The 14781-nt window shown below is 71.3% G+C and carries 12 protein-coding genes; 8 read left to right on the top strand and 4 right to left on the bottom strand.

Features of this window, described 5'->3' with window-relative positions; translation table 11 throughout:
• Positions 1 to 59 precede the first annotated feature (59 nt).
• Positions 60 to 1622: an alpha/beta hydrolase gene (locus E1288_RS10920; protein WP_207954293.1), complete on the bottom strand. Its 1563-nt coding sequence runs from the start codon at positions 1620 to 1622 to the stop codon at positions 60 to 62.
• Positions 1623 to 1940: 318 nt separating this feature from the next.
• Here E1288_RS10920 and E1288_RS10915 point away from each other — a divergent pair, with 318 nt between their 5' ends.
• Together E1288_RS10915 and E1288_RS10910 are read left to right on the top strand one after the other, a co-directional pair.
• Positions 1941 to 3104 (top strand): sensor histidine kinase, encoded by a 1164-nt coding sequence (locus E1288_RS10915; RefSeq protein ID WP_132483916.1) that lies wholly within the window; start codon positions 1941 to 1943, stop codon positions 3102 to 3104.
• A complete protein-coding gene (locus tag E1288_RS10910; RefSeq protein WP_235883477.1) occupies positions 3092 to 3781 on the top strand; it encodes a response regulator in 690 nt (229 codons plus the stop codon). Before E1288_RS10915 ends, E1288_RS10910 begins: the two co-directional genes overlap by 13 nt.
• A gap of 198 nt (positions 3782 to 3979) precedes the next feature.
• Here E1288_RS10910 and eccD read toward each other — a convergent pair whose 3' ends face one another.
• From eccD to E1288_RS10895, 3 genes are read right to left on the bottom strand one after another with little or no spacing between them, the layout of a single operon-like run.
• Positions 3980 to 5344, bottom strand: coding sequence for a type VII secretion integral membrane protein EccD (eccD, locus tag E1288_RS10905; protein WP_132483912.1), 1365 nt, complete (start codon positions 5342 to 5344; stop codon positions 3980 to 3982).
• Positions 5344 to 5685: a YbaB/EbfC family nucleoid-associated protein gene (locus E1288_RS10900; protein ID WP_132483910.1), complete on the bottom strand. Its 342-nt coding sequence runs from the start codon at positions 5683 to 5685 to the stop codon at positions 5344 to 5346. Before E1288_RS10900 ends, eccD begins: the two co-directional genes overlap by 1 nt.
• Positions 5686 to 5704: 19 nt before the next feature.
• The gene (locus tag E1288_RS10895) at positions 5705 to 6295 is read right to left on the bottom strand and encodes a hypothetical protein (protein ID WP_132483908.1); all 591 of its coding nucleotides are present in this window, start codon (positions 6293 to 6295) and stop codon (positions 5705 to 5707) included.
• 132 nt (positions 6296 to 6427) lie between these two features.
• Here E1288_RS10895 and eccCa point away from each other — a divergent pair, with 132 nt between their 5' ends.
• The 6 genes from eccCa to E1288_RS10865 all read left to right on the top strand — a co-directional run bounded on the left by eccCa (position 6428) and on the right by E1288_RS10865 (position 14755).
• A complete protein-coding gene (eccCa, locus tag E1288_RS10890) occupies positions 6428 to 10420 on the top strand; it encodes a type VII secretion protein EccCa (protein ID WP_132483906.1) in 3993 nt (1330 codons plus the stop codon).
• A 167-nt stretch (positions 10421 to 10587) separates the two neighbouring features.
• Complete coding sequence (locus E1288_RS10885) at positions 10588 to 11679, top strand: zinc ribbon domain-containing protein (RefSeq protein WP_207954292.1); 1092 nt, start codon at positions 10588 to 10590, stop codon at positions 11677 to 11679.
• Between the two features lie 40 nt (positions 11680 to 11719).
• The gene (locus tag E1288_RS10880; RefSeq protein ID WP_132484128.1) at positions 11720 to 12076 is read left to right on the top strand and encodes a WXG100 family type VII secretion target; all 357 of its coding nucleotides are present in this window, start codon (positions 11720 to 11722) and stop codon (positions 12074 to 12076) included.
• A 339-nt stretch (positions 12077 to 12415) separates the two neighbouring features.
• Positions 12416 to 12745, top strand: a complete 330-nt coding sequence (locus E1288_RS10875; protein WP_132483904.1) for a hypothetical protein — start codon at positions 12416 to 12418, stop codon at positions 12743 to 12745.
• 421 nt (positions 12746 to 13166) lie between these two features.
• Positions 13167 to 13526: a hypothetical protein gene (locus E1288_RS10870; RefSeq protein WP_132483902.1), complete on the top strand. Its 360-nt coding sequence runs from the start codon at positions 13167 to 13169 to the stop codon at positions 13524 to 13526.
• Between the two features lie 5 nt (positions 13527 to 13531).
• Positions 13532 to 14755, top strand: coding sequence for a WXG100 family type VII secretion target (locus E1288_RS10865; protein WP_132483900.1), 1224 nt, complete (start codon positions 13532 to 13534; stop codon positions 14753 to 14755).
• Positions 14756 to 14781 lie beyond the last annotated feature (26 nt).

Below are 14781 nucleotides of genomic sequence, written 5' to 3'. Positions count from 1 at the left end.
CACCGGGACCGGCGCGGGGAGTCCACCGCCGCCGGGGTCCCGGTCTGCCGACGCATCGGCTACGCGGTGCAGCGGGCGTCGTCGGGCGGGGTCTGCAGGTCGATCAGGTAGTCGGCGACGAGGCCGTCGACGCACTCGCTCTGCCCCAACAGCGCGATGCCGTGCTGGGCGCCCTCCACGGTCAGCAGGCTCCCGCCCAGCACGCGGGCCAGGTTGATGCCGCCCTCGTACGGGGTGGCCGGGTCGCCGGTGATGGAGATCGTCAGCGTGGGCGGCAGTCCGACCGGGCCGGTGACCCACGGCTGCGGCAAGGTCGGCGGCTGCGGCCAGGCCTCGCACTCGTGGTGTGATTCCCGCACCGGCCGACCGGAGTCCGTGAACGGGGCGGCTGCGCGGATCTGCCGGGCCAATTCGGTCTGCTCCGCAGGGGTGCGACGCGGCAAATCCATGCACCGGATCGCGTATGCCGCGTCGCCGGAATTGTTGTACCGGCCGTCGGGGCCACGCCCGAAGGCGCTGTCGCGCTGCGCCTGCAGCACGTCACCGCGTCCGGCGGCCAGCTCGGCGAGTCCTTCGGTGAGCTTCGGCCACAGCGACTGGGCGTACAAGGCGCTCGTCACCGCGTTCATGACGTCGTCGTAGGTCAGACCGCGACCGTCCGCGGTGGGTGCGGGGTGCTCCAGCAGGGGCCGCGCGATGGCTTGGAACGCCTCGGTCGCCCGGACCGGGTCGGTGCCCAGTGGACAGTCGGCACTGGTGGCGCAGTCCGCGGCGTACCGCTCGAAGGCCTTCTGGAATCCCGTCATCTGCGCGAAGTTGAACTCGGTGGCGGTGAGGTCGGGGTCGATGGCGCTGTCGAGTGCCATCGCGCGCACGTTCTGCGGGAACGCCTCGGCGTACACCGCGCCCAGCTGGGTCCCGTAGCTGATGCCGAGGTAGGACAGCTTCTCGTCACCCAGCGTCGCGCGCAGCACGTCCATGTCCCGTACGACGTTGCTGGTGCCGAAACTGGCCAGCGCTTGCGGACCACCGGAGCCCTCCGCGCAGCGCTGCGCCACCATCCGGGCCTCCTGCTCGTCGGCGACGTCCGGCACGAGCGCGCCCGAGAAGCCTTCACCGCGCTCGTATTCGGCGTCGGTGTAGCAGTCCACCCGCGGGGTGGAGGCGCCCACGCCCCGGGGATCGAACCCGATCACGTCGAACCGTTCCCCCACCGGCCCCGCAGCCCACAGCGGCCCCAGCAGCGCGACGAAGTTCATCCCCGAGCCACCGGGGCCGCCCGGGTTGACCAGCAGTGACCCGATCTTCTCCCCGCGCGCCTTGACCCGCAGCAGGGCGACTTCCCCGCGCGGCCCGTCCGGGTCGGCGTAGTCCACGGGGACCTGGACGCGCGCGCAGTCGTAGCGGTCGTCGGCGAAGAGCTTCTCGTCGAGCGCCGTCGTCGCGTATGGCGCGCACCGCTCGAACGCGACCTGCTGGTCGTAGAACTCCGCCAGTTCTCCCGCCGGCGCCGAGCCAGGCGGCCCCGATCTCGTCTCGAACGGCGCCGGTGCGGCGCAGGCGCCGATGAGGACCAGCGACGCCGCACCCAGGGCGACGAGCGTCGAGCGAACACGAAACACGATGACTCCTCGGAGGCAGGTAGATGTCGGCGCCACAGTGGACCGTGCCGCCGTGGCGAAACCAGCAATCCCAGTCACCCCACGGATTCCGGCCAGGGCCAACACCCCTGCACGACGGGGCTGAGCGCGGCCTCGTGCCGCTGCAGCAGCGGTGGGATCCGGTAGGCGACGGCGGCATTCGGGACATGCCGTGGACGGTAGGGCGGCCGCCCGGAGGTGCGGATCGATCGAAGGGCTCGGATCGCCTGACCGAAGTCGGAGCGGGCCTCGTCCTTCGGGAGGAGGTGGTGACGTGCAGGCTTGCCTAGGCTGGCCGCGATGGACGACACAGCAGGCACGCGGCGAGGGGCGGTCCGGGACCGGATCGCGGACGGCGGGTTCATCGTGATCGCGGCCTTGGCCGGGTTCTACGTGGCTGCGTACCGGTGGGAGGACCCGGGAACGGTGCCGCTGTGGGTGCTGCACCTGGACCACGTCGCCGGTGTGCTCGGATGCCTCGCGCTGTGGTGGCGGCGCCGCTACCCGGTGGTGCTCGCCGTCGCCCTGATCGTGCCGGTCACGTTCTCCGAGTCGATTTCCGCTGCCGCGCTCATCGCGCTGTTCACCGTGGCCGTCCACCGCTCGGCGAGGGCCACTGCGGTGCTGGCCATGGGCAGCGTGCTCTCGATCGGGGTCTACCTGGTGCTGCGGCCGGAGCCGGCGACGCCGCTGTCGGTCATCCTCGCCTTCATCGTCACCGTGCACGTCGCGGTCGTCGCATGGGGCCTGCTGGTCCGCAGTCGGCGGCAGCTCATCGCATCGTTGCGCGAACGGGCCGCCGCGGCCGAGGTCGAGGCCCGGTTGCGGGCAGAGCGCTCCCAGCACGAGGCACGGGAGACGCTCGCGCGGGAGATGCACGACGTTCTCGGCCACCGGCTGTCGATTCTCAGCGTCCACGCGGGCGCGCTGGCCTACCACCGCGGTGCCTCGCCCGAGGAGGTCGCCCGTGCCTCGGAGGTGGTCCGGGAGAACGCGCATCGTGCCCTGCAGGACCTGCGCGAGGTGATCGGCGTGCTGCGCGCCCCGGTGGGCGAACTCCCGCTGCCGGGCGTCGAGGACGTCGTCGAGCTGATCGACGAGGCCGAGCGTGCCGGTACTCCGGTCGAGCTGCGGGACGACTCCGCGGTGACGACCGGCGGGCGGGCCGTCCCCGCGACGGTGGGCCGCACGCTCTACCGGCTCGTGCAGGAAGGCCTGATCAACGCCCGCAAGCACGCGCCCGGCGCGCCGGTCGTCGTCCGGATCACCGGTGAGCCCGGCGACCACCTGGCGGCCGAGATCGTCAACGAGCGGCAGTCCACGCCCTCCGCGCAACCCGCCGGCTCCGGGGAAGGGCTGCGCGGGCTGGCCGAGCGGGCCGCGCTCGTCGGCGGCCGGCTCGACCACGGGCCGACCGGTTCCGGCGGATGGCGGGTCGGGATGCGGCTACCGTGGCCGGCGTGACTGATCCCGCACCGACCGTCGACGTGCTGGTCGTGGACGACGACCCGATCGTCCGCTTCGGGCTGACCATGATGCTGCGCGGCGCCCCCGACCTGCGGGTGGTCGCCGAGGCGGGCGACGGCGCGGAGGCGGTGGAGCTGGCCGACCGCCACGCACCGGACGTCGTGCTGATGGACATCCGGATGCCCGGCACGGACGGGCTCGCCGCGACCGAGACGCTCCGCCGCCGCCCGCAGGCTCCGCAGGTCGTCGTGCTCACCACGTTCGACGCCGACGCGCACGTGCTGCGCGCCCTGCGGGCCGGGGCAGCCGGATTCCTGCTCAAGGACACCCCGCCGGACGAGCTCGTCGTCGCGATCCGGCACGCGGCACAAGGACGTCCGGTGCTCTCACCGGAAGTGACCCGACGGCTCATCGACCGCGTCGCCGGGTCCGAACAGGACACCCGTCGCGACGCGGCACGCCGGCGGCTCGACCTGCTCGCCGACCGGGAACGCACCGTCGCGATCGAGATCGGCGCCGGGCGGTCGAACTCCGAGATCGCCGCGCGCCACCACCTCGGCCTGGCGACGGTCAAGACCCACGTATCGGCCATCTTCACCAAGCTGGACCTCAACAACCGCGTGCAGGTCGCCCTGCTCGTGCACGACGCCGACCTCGACCCGCAAGGTCGGTGAGCGTGGTCCGGCTTCGGCCGGGGGACCGGCGACACTGCACCCGGCAGGCCCGTGGAGGAGGAGCAATCCCCCTCTTACGACATGCTCACCATGCGTTCAACCGCCGTCCCGCAATTTCAATGGAAATCGGACCTTCGATTTCCATTGAAATTGCGGGACTACGGCGGACGGCCGCCGGAACGTGGTTGGCCAGGCGGTTCAGCCGACCGCGTCGCGGATCGTGTTGTAGAGGTCCAGGACCGCTGCCGCCGTGGGGATCAGCGCGATCAGCACCAGGTATTCGAGGATGTCCAGCCAGCGGGCGCGGAGCGGGGACGGCAGGCTCGCCGGGTTCCGCGCGGCGTAGTGCAGGCAGCCCGCTCCCGCCACGACGGCGAACGCGGCGACCGCGAGCGTCCAGTAGTAGTCCAGTGTGGACAGCAGGCGCGCGCTCAGGCCGATCAGCAGGAACAGGCCGATGACGATCACCGCGACTCGCTGAGCGGTGCCCGCGTAGGAGCGCGAGCGCAGCAGCCATGCGGTGGCCGCGAGCGCCACCAGCACCGCCGCCCACGGCGACGGGTCGCCGAGCAGCACGAGGCAGCCTCCGGCCGTCACCAGGCCGAGCGCCGTGACCAGGCCGGTGAGGACGTCGGTCGCGGTCGTCGTAGGGCCGAGCACGGACGAGTCGAGCGTGGGTTGTTCGTCGGCGCGGAACGAGTCCATGTCCGCGGGCACCCTGGGCATCGGCAGCTTGGCCAGGCGCAGCGCGATCATCGGTGCGGCGGCGGTGAGCGCGGCCGTCAACGCCACCGAGACCGCCGCGACCGAGGTGCCCGGCAGGTCGAACAGCGGCACGCTCGCGGTAATCAGCGCGCCTAGCGCCGAGGCCGCGACGATCGGCGCGAACACGGTGAACCGGTGGACCAGCATCGCCGCCGCCGTCGCGTACAGCGCCACCGCGCCCAGGCCCGCGGCGAACGATCCCACCTCGAACGGCCAGGGCAGGTGCGGCGGCAGGGCCGTGATCCCCGCCAGCAGCGCCGCGACCACGCCGGCACCCGCGGTCGCGCTGCCGGAATCCAGGTCGCCCCGGGCCCGGGACAGGGCGCCGCCCGCGACCGCCAGCGCCACGGCGATCACCGCGCACCCGATCGGCGCCGCCGGGCCGCCGGCCAGCGCCGCGGCCGCGAAAACGGTGGCACCGACGAACAACGCCACGGCGGCGAAGAGGCTCAGGATCCGCCCGGCCCTCGGCCGCCACGGCCCGGAACGGGTCTGCGCGGCACCGGCGATCGCGTCGACGGTGTCATCGAAGACCAGCGGGATTTCCTGCCTCGGGCGGGGATTCAGGCAGAGGATCTCGCCGTCCTGCACCAGGGTCGCCGACACCGTGAGGCCGGGCGCCAGCGCCGAGCCGCCGATGCGGGCGAGCACCCAGCCGGGGTGCTGCTCCGGGCGGCTCGGCACCCCGGTGAGCCGGACGAGCTGCGGGATCAGCTCCGCCACCGTGCACTCCAACGGCAGCGCGACATCGATCCTGGAGCCCGGGGCCACCACGGTCACCCGGCGCGGAGTGGACATCACGGCCACTCGTCGGCGGCGTCGAGCGCCGGCGCGAGCCGCTGCGCCGCGTGCTGCGCCAGCCGGTCCAGCGCGTCGTTGGCGGCTTCCACCACGATCGCACCGATATCGCGGGCGTCGTACCGGCGCAGCGCCTCGGGGTCGATCGAGACCTCGGTGAACCGGCCGGTTCCCCGCACGGTGACGGTCACCTCGTTGTCCCGGGAGCAGCCGGAGACGAGGGTGGCGTCGACGTCCTGCCGGGCCCGGTCGATCTCCGCCTGCTGGTCCTGCAACCGGCGCATCAGCTCGGCGAGCTCCGGCGGGTCGTCCTGGCCCTGGTGGGCGTGCAGCGCGTTCATCGGCGATGTCCCGTTCGGTTCAGGCGGCCACCGCGGCGGGTGCGCCGCTGTCGGCGAACAAGGTGGACAGTGTCTGGCTGAGCTCGTTCCTGGTCTGCTCGGCGTCCGCCTCGGCCTGGGACTTCGCCTGGAGCGCCTGCACGACCGCGTTCATGATGGCCAGCGCGATGGCCGCCTCGCGCCACGGCGAGGACATCGAGTGCGCCGCCCTGATGGCATCCATCATCCGCTGCACGATGTCCATCGCCGTCTCGAAGAAGCCCTTCTTCTGCGCCTGCGCGGTGTTGCGCGCCTTCACCAGCGCGTCCGAGGCGGCGGTGAGCCGCTGGCTTTCCTTCTCCAGCGCCACTTTCAGGGCGTTGTTGAGCTGGTCGACGAAGTTGTCGGACGTCTGCCGGCAGGCGTCGTAGCCCCGGCCGTTCCAGGTCTCGCCCAGCTGGGTCACGATCCGCCCGGTCGCCGACGCGGCGGCCCCCACCTGCTCGGCGCACACCGCGCAGTCCCGCGCCTTGGACCGCAGCTCTCCCGGGTCGCCGGTGACGTCGCTGATCGTCTGGGCCAGCAACGACAGCCCCGCCCTGATGATCGCGGTGACCTGACTGGTGTCCATCCCGCACCTCCATTCCCCGCGAGCGTAGGTCCGCCGGGATCTCAGGTGGACGGCAAAAGTACCCACCTGCGCAGCGGCGGAGATGACCACACTCGGGACCGGCACGCGTTCCGAGCCCGGGGAGTAGAACCGATGCGGACCCAACCAGCGCTGCGCCCGGGGCGCGCGCCGGAGCAGCACACCGGCGAGATCGTGCTGCAGGCGCCGCCCAGCCTGGTCAAGGGCGGCCAGTCCTGGATGCAGCTGCTGTTCATGGTGCCGATGATGCTGGGCATGGGCGCCATGTCGTTCGTCTACATCGGACGATCCGGCGGCCCGATGACCTACCTCTTCGGCGGCCTGTTCCTGGTCGTGATGATCGGCATGATCACGATGTCGCTGGCCGGCGGGCGGCAGTCCACCAAGGCGAAGATCAACGAGGAGCGCCGCGACTACCAGCGCTACCTCGCCGGGCTGCGCAAGCAGGTGCGCGAAACCGCCGAGGCGCAGCGCGCCGCGCTGCTGTTCGCCCAGCCCGAACCGGAGGACCTGTGGACCCTCGTGCCGACCACGCGGCGCTGGGAGCGGCGCAGGCGCGACCCGCACTTCGGGCAGGTGCGCATCGGCCGCGGGCCCCAGCAGCTGGCCACCCCGCTGCGCGCCCCGCAGACCGCGCCGCTGGAGGACCTCGACCCGGTTTCCTCCACCGCGCTGCGGCATTTCATCCGCACCTACTCGACGGTGGCCGACCTGCCGGTGGCCATCGCGCTGCGCGGCTACGCCCGGATCGGCGTCAGCGGGCAGCGCGACGAGGTCATCGAGCTGGTGCGCGCGGTGCTCGCCCAGGCCGTCACCTTCCAGTCCCCGAACGACCTGCGGATCGGCCTGTGCCTGGGGCCGCGGCGGTGGGCCGACTGGGACTGGGTGAAGTGGCTGCCGCACGCCCAAGACGACAGCGATCCCGACGCGGCGGGACCGGCCCGGCTGGCGGCCGGTGACATGGGCGCGCTCGCGGAGCTGCTCGGCGACGACTTCGGCGAGCGCGCGGCGTTCGGCAGGCAGGGCGACGCCGACCGGCCGCACGTCGTGGTGATCGCCGACGGCGGCCGGGTGCCGCCAGATGCCGAGCGGCAGGGCGTCACCGTGATCGAGCTGTCCGAGCTGCCGCCCGCCGAATCGCGGGCGAACGCCCTGTTCCTGCACGTCTCCGACGGTTTCGTGGGCATGCTGGTCGGCCGCGACGACGAGGTCGGCTTCCGCTACATCGGCGAGCCGGACCGGTTGAGCGCCACCGCCGCCGAGACGCTGGCCAGGTCGATGGCCCCGTGGCACTCACCGGGCACCGCCGGCGCCGAGACGCCGATGTCCACCACCTTCGGGCTCGCCGACCTGCTCGGCATCGGCGATCCGCGCGACACCGACCCGGCGGTCACCTGGCGCACCCGCACCACCCGCGAGCGGCTGCGCGTCCCGCTCGGGCTCGATCCCGACGGGCTGCCGGTGGAACTGGACATCAAGGAGTCCGCCGAGGGCGGGATGGGCCCGCACGGGCTGGTGATCGGCGCGACCGGCTCCGGCAAGAGCGAGCTGCTGCGCACCCTGGTCACCGGGCTCGCCGTGACGCACTCGTCGGAGGCGGTGAACCTGGCGCTGATCGACTTCAAGGGCGGGGCGACGTTCGCCGGGATGAGCGAACTGCCGCACACCTGCGCGGTGATCACCAACCTCTCCGACGACCTGGCCCTCGTCGACCGGATGGCCGACGCGATCAACGGGGAACTGGTGCGCCGCCAGGAGTTGCTGCGCGCCGCGGGCAATTACGCGTCGGTGCGGGATTACGAGCAGGCCCGCGAATCCGGCGCCGACCTCGCGCCGCTGCCCGCGCTGCTGGTGATCATCGACGAGTTCAGCGAACTGCTGTCCAGCAGGCCGGAGTTCATCGACCTGTTCGTGATGATCGGCAGGCTCGGCCGGAGCCTGTCGGTGCACCTGCTGCTGGCGTCGCAGCGGCTGGAGGAGGGCCGTCTGCGCGGGCTGGACGCGCACCTGTCCTACCGGATCGGGCTGCGCACGTTCTCAGCGTCGGAGAGCCGGACCGTGCTCGGCGTGCCCGACGCCTACCACCTGCCCGCCGTGCCGGGCTCGGCCTACCTGAAGAGCGACACCGACACGCTGCGGCGGCTCAAGGCGGCCTACGTCTCCGGGGAACTCGCGCCCCGGGCGGCAGGTTCGGCCCCGGCGCTGGCTCCGGGACGACGGGTGATCCCGTTCGGGCTGAACAAGATCGTGGATCCGGAACCGGTGCCCGAGCCACCCGCGGCGCCGGAGCAGGGGGAGAGCACCGGCGAGACGATCATGGGCGCGATGGTGTCCAGGCTCATCGGCAAGGGCCCGGCCGCGCACCCGATCTGGCTCCCGCCGCTGGACGAGCCGCCGACCCTCGACCAGCTCCTGCCGCCGCTGGAGCTCGACCCGGAGCGCGGCCTGCGCCCCCGGGGCTGGAACGCGAACCTGGCCGTCCCGGTGGCCACAGTGGACAAACCCTTCGAACAGCGCCGCGACCAGCTGTGGGTGGACTTCTCCGGCGCGGCGGGCAACCTCCTGCTCATCGGCGCGCCGCAGAGCGGCAAGAGCACCTTCCTGCGCGGCGTCATCGCCTCGCTCGCCCTCACCCACACCCCGGAGGAGGTGCAGTTCTTCCTGCTGGACATGGGCGGCGGCGCGCTCGGCTCGATCGCCGGGCTGCCGCACGTCAGCGGCCACGCCCTGCGGCGGGACGAGGAGCGCTGCCGGCGCATCGTCGCGGAGGCCACGACCCTGCTGGAGCAGCGGGAGGCGTTCTTCGCCGAGAACGGCATCGATTCCATCCAGACCTTCCGGCAGCGCCGCGCTGAATTCACCGAAAGCACCGGCGGACAACGCGAATTCGGCGACGTCTTCGTCGTCGTCGACGACTGGGCGACGGTGCGCCAGGAGTTCTCCTCCCTGGAAGACTCGCTGGTCAAGCTCGCCACCCGCGGGCTCGGCTTCGGCATCCACGTGATCATCTCCACCACCTGGTGGCTGAGCATGCCGACGCCATTGCGCGACAGCATGGGCACCCGCGTCGAACTGCGGCTCGGCGACCCGAGCGACTCGATGATCGATCGCCGCGCCGCGCAGAACGTGCCCGCCGGAGCGCCCGGCCGGGGCATCACCCCGGAACGCCTCCACATGCTGGGTGCACTGCCCAGAGTGGACGGTGACCAGCGCGCCGAGACACTCGGCACGGGCACCGCCGATCTCGTCGCCCGAGTCTCCCGGGCCTGGCCGGGCCCACCCGCACCGCGCGTGCGACTGCTGCCACGCGAGATCACCGTCGACCGGCTCGGCGCGCCGCCCGGCCGCGCGATCCCGCTGGGCGTGGCGGAATCCGACCTCCGGCCGGTGTTCCTCGACTTCGGCAAGGAACCGCACTTCATCGCGTTCGCCGACGTGGAGAGCGGGAAAACCGCGCTGCTGCGCACCATCGCGCACGGAATCGCCGACCGCTACACGCCGGCCGAGGCGCGGATCATCGCGGTGGACTACCGGCGCGGCCTCCTCGGCGCGGTCGCCGAGGAGCACCTGCTCAGCTACGCCGGTTCCGAGCCGGTCCTCGACGACGTCGTCGCCCAGGTCTCCCAGGCCATGCGAGAACGCCTGCCGGGACCGGACATCACGCCCGAACAGCTCCGCCGCCGCGACTGGTGGCAGGGCCGCGAACTGTTCCTGCTCATCGACGACTACGAGCTCGTCGCCTCGCCGGGCAAGGTCTCGCACCCGCTGCTGCCGCTGCTGGACCTCCTGCCGCACGCCCGTGACATCGGCCTGCACCTGGTGCTCGCGCGCGGCAGCGGCGGCGCGGCGCGCGCCATGTTCGACCCGGTGATCCAGCGCATCAGGGAGCTCGGCTCGCCGGGCCTGGTGATGTCGGGCAGCCGGGACGAAGGCGCCCTGCTCGGCGACGTCCGGCCGCGCAAGCAACCGCCCGGGCGCGGGGTCCTGGTGCGCCGCCGCGCCGGGCACGAACTGGTCCAGGTGGCCTGGACTCCGTTCGATGCGGGCAAAAGTGCCGTCGGCGACGACGTGAGTTCTGCCGTGGGCGACCGCGCCGAACGTCGCTAATGTCTGGTGGCGAAAGGAGGTGGGATCTAGTGCATGTCTCTCGTTCACCTTTGATCGCGGTTGGCCATAATGGTCGGCGTGCTCGGCAAAGACGACCTCACGCAGAAGATAGGCCGTTCGGTCAGCACTGTGCGGCGATCGGGACTAGAGAGGGATGTCACTGTCCAGTGTGGTCGATCGAGGCCGCAATACTCCTCCTGGGTGGCCTTGTGAAGGTGACCAGAATTGCGTACTCGCAGGGCCTTAACGCAGGGAAGTTCGCGCAGTTGGCCGAGCAGGCTCGCCGGTTGGGGCGGGTCCGTGGTGAGGTGTGGCAGCGCTACGGTTCGGTCAATGGAGCAGGCGTCTCCGATCGCGCGATTCGCGACCAGTGGATGGCCGACGGCACCGCTGAGGCCTTCGGTGTGTTGGCCAATGCGTGGAAGGAGACGGTTCGGGATGCGGTCGCGGATATCGCCGCGAACCGGGCTGCGGCGAAAGTAGCCGTACGCAAGGCCATCCACCAGCGGACCTTGGATCAGGCAGAGCGGAAGCGGATGTACACCGCACTCAAAGTCCTCACCGACTCCGACGGTCAGCACCACGGCACCGAACTCGGTGCGCTGCTGACCTGCGAGTCGGACTACCGGAAGGTCAAGAACGCGCGGCGGGCGAAGATCCGGTCGGTCGCGGAGAAAGCCCGCGAAGCCGGTGATCACGCCAAAGCAGACCGGATCGTCGGCAACAACCTAGGGACCGTCAAACGGGATCGGCGTTCGTCCCGATGGCAACAGACAGTGCGTACCACGACGTTTCGTGCGGTGCATGCTGTTGTCGACAAGGCAGCGTTGATCGCGGCTGAAGACCTCACTAGAACGTTCACCGGCCGCGTTCGGCGTGGCCGGAACGTCAACCGGCGCTTGGCGGCGTGGACCAAGGGAGTCACCGCCGAGGCGCTCGCGAGCGTGTCGGAGCGCAGAGGTTCTGCGCTCACGCTGGTCAACGCGGCCTACACCGCACAAGTCGCCCCCTGCTGCGGCGTTCTCGGGCAACGCAAAGGGGAGCGGCTTCACTGCACACGGTGCGGGGTGGTGTGGCAGGCAGACCACGCGGCAGCGATCAACGTTCTACATCGAGTGGGTGATCCCGACATCACCCCGCGCACCCCATACCAAAGGGTGAAACGCATCGTGCAGCAACGGACTGATCGCCGACCGGATCAGACTGCCGATCCAGGACTCCAGCTTACGTTGTGGGCGGAGAGCGAAATATCCAACTGAAGACCAATTTCGATCAATAGGAAGGAAGCAGGCTACAGACATGAGCACACCCCAGGGTGTCGTCGTCGATCGGGCGATCATGACCAAGGCGGCCGGCGACTTCGACGACACGGCTACGCGGATCCGCGAGATGATGGCCAAGCTCAACGCGGAGGTGGAGGGTCTGGTCGGCGCGACGCAGAACTTCAACGGCGCGGCCCGGCTGGCCTTCGACCAGAACAAGATGCTGCTCAACGACAAGATCCAGCGGGCGCAGAACGCGTTGACGGTCATCGCGACGAAGTTCAACGAGGTCATGAACCAGCACGCGGGCTTCTCCGAGCAGCAGAGCGCGCAGATCAACCAGACGACCGCGGCCGTGCACTCGGGCGGCATCATCGCCGGCCTCAACGGCTGACGCGCACGGACCAGTCCGGGGAAATTTTAGACTAGTTGCGGTTTTCTTGACCGCATTTGATCAAGGCTGAAAAGACCGACTAGGATGTCAGGTGTCGGGAGGTTCCCGGTAGCGGTCCGTTTCAGACTCAGGGATCACACGTATCGGCCTCGGCCGGTGCGTCACCGTTCGTGCGGGGTTCCCTGGAGAAGGAGCGAAGCGTAGCCATCGCCGCAGGTTGCGGAATGGTGGCCGATCGGCTGAGACTGCCCAGCCTGGACTCCAGCCGTGCCGTTGGCACGGCGGAGAGCGAGACATCCTACTCGAACAGCTATCGACAACGAGTAGGAAGCAGCAGACATGATCTACGCAGGTGGACCGTCGAGTGACACCGTCGCGATGAACTTCGGCGCGGTGGACAACGCGGGCGGCGCGCTGGTGCGGTACTCCGGTGCGATCGGCAACGCGCTCGGGGAGCTGGACACCGCGCTGGGCCCGGTGCGGGAAACGTGGTACCAGTCCGGCAGCCAGTCGGGTTCCGACGCGCGGACCGCCGAGGCCAACCTCCGCGGTGCGCTGGGCGAGATGACGCAGATCATCAACAACCTCGGCTCGCTGCTGAGCCGTTCGGCGATGGACGGCGCGGCCCTGGACTCGGCCCTGGCCGGCAAGTTCCAGCAGGGCGCTTGAGGGTCGTTCCAGATTGGCGCGCGGGCATGTGCGGGACGTGGCCGTCTGTGTTGCAGGGCGCCGGTTTCGCGCGAAACCGGCGTCCGCGTGGGGCTCGGTGGCGGTTTCGCGCGAAACCGCCACCGCCTGTCAGACACCGGGCACCTCCGGGACGAGCCAGGCGAAGCCGTTCTGAAACGACCCCTGAGTTGCGCGGCGTCGGGGACTGGCCTCGCCGAGTCGCCCAGAAGGGCGCGCTCAGCCGGAGAACCCGGCGGCGGTGCGAGCTGAGTCCCGCACCGCAAGCGGCTACGCCGCTTGGAGAACAGCTTTCGGGCGGGCAGGGCCCCGCTCCGGGGTCGTGGGAGAGGCGAGTGCGCGATCCCGGAGCGGGGCGACGTCGGCAGTGCGCGGTCGCATCGATGTGCGGAAAGGGATGTCCATGTCCAGCAACGAGTCGTTCGCGGTCCACCTGCGGTCGCTGGTGGAGTTCGCCGGTGAACTCGCCACCCAGCTGTCCGGGATGGACCGGCCGGCCGGGCAGCTCGACTCGCTCACCGAGCGCGAGCTGCGGCTCGGCGAGTTCGGCGAGGCCCATTCGCTGTGGGAGAACCACTTCCTGGCGATGGCGGAGATGCGCAGCCTGGTGAGCCGGGCCCGGGAGGCGATCGACTTCGCCGAGAAGATCACCGGCACCGTGCTCTCCGCGTACGAGCAGCACGACGACCAGGTCACCGCATCGCTGTCCGGGCTCGGCGCGGCCGTGCAGTCGGTCGGCCTGCCCGGCGTGGGGAAGGCGTGAGCGGGATGCGGGAACCGACGAACTTCTCGGCCTACAGCCATGCGCAGCTCTTCGCGATGCTGCAACGAGGCGACGACTCATCGGTGCGTCCGGCCGCGGACTCCTGGGACAGTGTCGGCGCCGCGCTGCACGAGCAGGCCGGCAACCTGGAGGCCAAGCTCGCGAAGTTCCAGGACCAGTGGCGGGGCGGCGCTTCCGAGCAGTACCGGGTGATGATCAACGACCTTTCCGGCGGGCTCCGCCGGATCGGCGACGCGGCGTTCGCCATCCGCGACCGGGTGCACGACTCGGCCGACGCGCTGGCGAAGGCCCGCACCGAGATGCCGCCCGCGGTCGAGGTCGCGGCGCTGCCCGCGGAGACCGCGCAGCTGGCCACCACTCCGCTGGAGGTCGACCAGTCGGCCTCGCCGGCGGCCGTGGCCCAGCTGCGGCAGCGGCAGGCCGATGCGGCGAAGGCGGTGCAGGAGCACCAGCAGGCGACGGCGGCCGCGGATGCCGCGCACGCCAAGGCGATCGCCGTGATGACCGAGCTCGGCGGCCAGTACCGCGCGGCGGACCAGGGGATGCCGCTGGCGGACCAGACCGAGGTGCCGGGCGCGCCGGTGCCCGGCGAAGGGGAAGGCGGCGGGGCGGACGGCGGCACCGGTGGCCACGACGGATCCGGCGGCGGGGCAGGGGAACCCGAGCCCGGGCAGCAGCCCGAGCCCGGCGCGGAACCGCGCACGCCGCTGTTCGGCAACATGTTCACCGCTGGGCTGGCCGCGGCGTCGGCCGCGGGCATGGGACGGCTCGGCGGCTTCCGGCCGCCGAAGGTGCCGGAGTGGGGGAAGCCGAAAGACCCCGCGAACGAGGAGAAGGACGAAGCCAAGCCGATCGGCATGCCGCGCGGCGCGATGCCCGGACTCGGCGGAGGGGCGTCGCTCGGCGGCGGAGCGGCCGTGCCCGCCCCGACGGCGGCGGCCGGGCTGAGCGGCGTCGCTGCGGCGCCGAACGCGATGGGAGCCGCGGGGGTGCTGGGCGCCGCGGCGGGAGCGGTCAACGCGGCGGGCAGCGGCGCCGGCGGCATGCCGATGATGCCGATGATGCCGTTCGCGCCGGGAGGACAGGACATGTCCGGGGCGCGCCGCATCCCGCCGTGGCTGGTGGAAACCGAGGAGGTCTGGGGCGAGTCCTCGGTCATCACCCCCTCCGTCCTCGGCGCCGAACCACCGGACCAGCGCTCGTTCTGACGGGGAGTTTCTTCAACGCGCTTGCG

Source organism: Saccharopolyspora elongata, from assembly GCF_004348985.1.
Classification (GTDB): domain Bacteria; phylum Actinomycetota; class Actinomycetes; order Mycobacteriales; family Pseudonocardiaceae; genus Saccharopolyspora; species Saccharopolyspora elongata.
Note: the sequence above shows the minus strand (reverse complement) of the source record. Positions and strands in the feature narration are given on the sequence as shown.

Bases quoted from the DNA above. Each gene is read 5' to 3' on its own strand.
- E1288_RS10915 (WP_132483916.1), top strand. From the start codon at position 1,941: ATGGACGACACAGCAGGCACGCGGCGAGGGGCGGTCCGGGACCGGATC.
- eccD (WP_132483912.1), bottom strand. From the start codon at position 5,344: ATGTCCACTCCGCGCCGGGTGACCGTGGTGGCCCCGGGCTCCAGGATC.
- E1288_RS10900 (WP_132483910.1), bottom strand. From the start codon at position 5,685: ATGAACGCGCTGCACGCCCACCAGGGCCAGGACGACCCGCCGGAGCTC.
- E1288_RS10895 (WP_132483908.1), bottom strand. From the start codon at position 6,295: ATGGACACCAGTCAGGTCACCGCGATCATCAGGGCGGGGCTGTCGTTG.
- eccCa (WP_132483906.1), top strand. From the start codon at position 6,428: ATGCGGACCCAACCAGCGCTGCGCCCGGGGCGCGCGCCGGAGCAGCAC.
- E1288_RS10880 (WP_132484128.1), top strand. From the start codon at position 11,720: ATGAGCACACCCCAGGGTGTCGTCGTCGATCGGGCGATCATGACCAAG.
- E1288_RS10875 (WP_132483904.1), top strand. From the start codon at position 12,416: ATGATCTACGCAGGTGGACCGTCGAGTGACACCGTCGCGATGAACTTC.
- E1288_RS10870 (WP_132483902.1), top strand. From the start codon at position 13,167: ATGTCCAGCAACGAGTCGTTCGCGGTCCACCTGCGGTCGCTGGTGGAG.
- E1288_RS10865 (WP_132483900.1), top strand. From the start codon at position 13,532: ATGCGGGAACCGACGAACTTCTCGGCCTACAGCCATGCGCAGCTCTTC.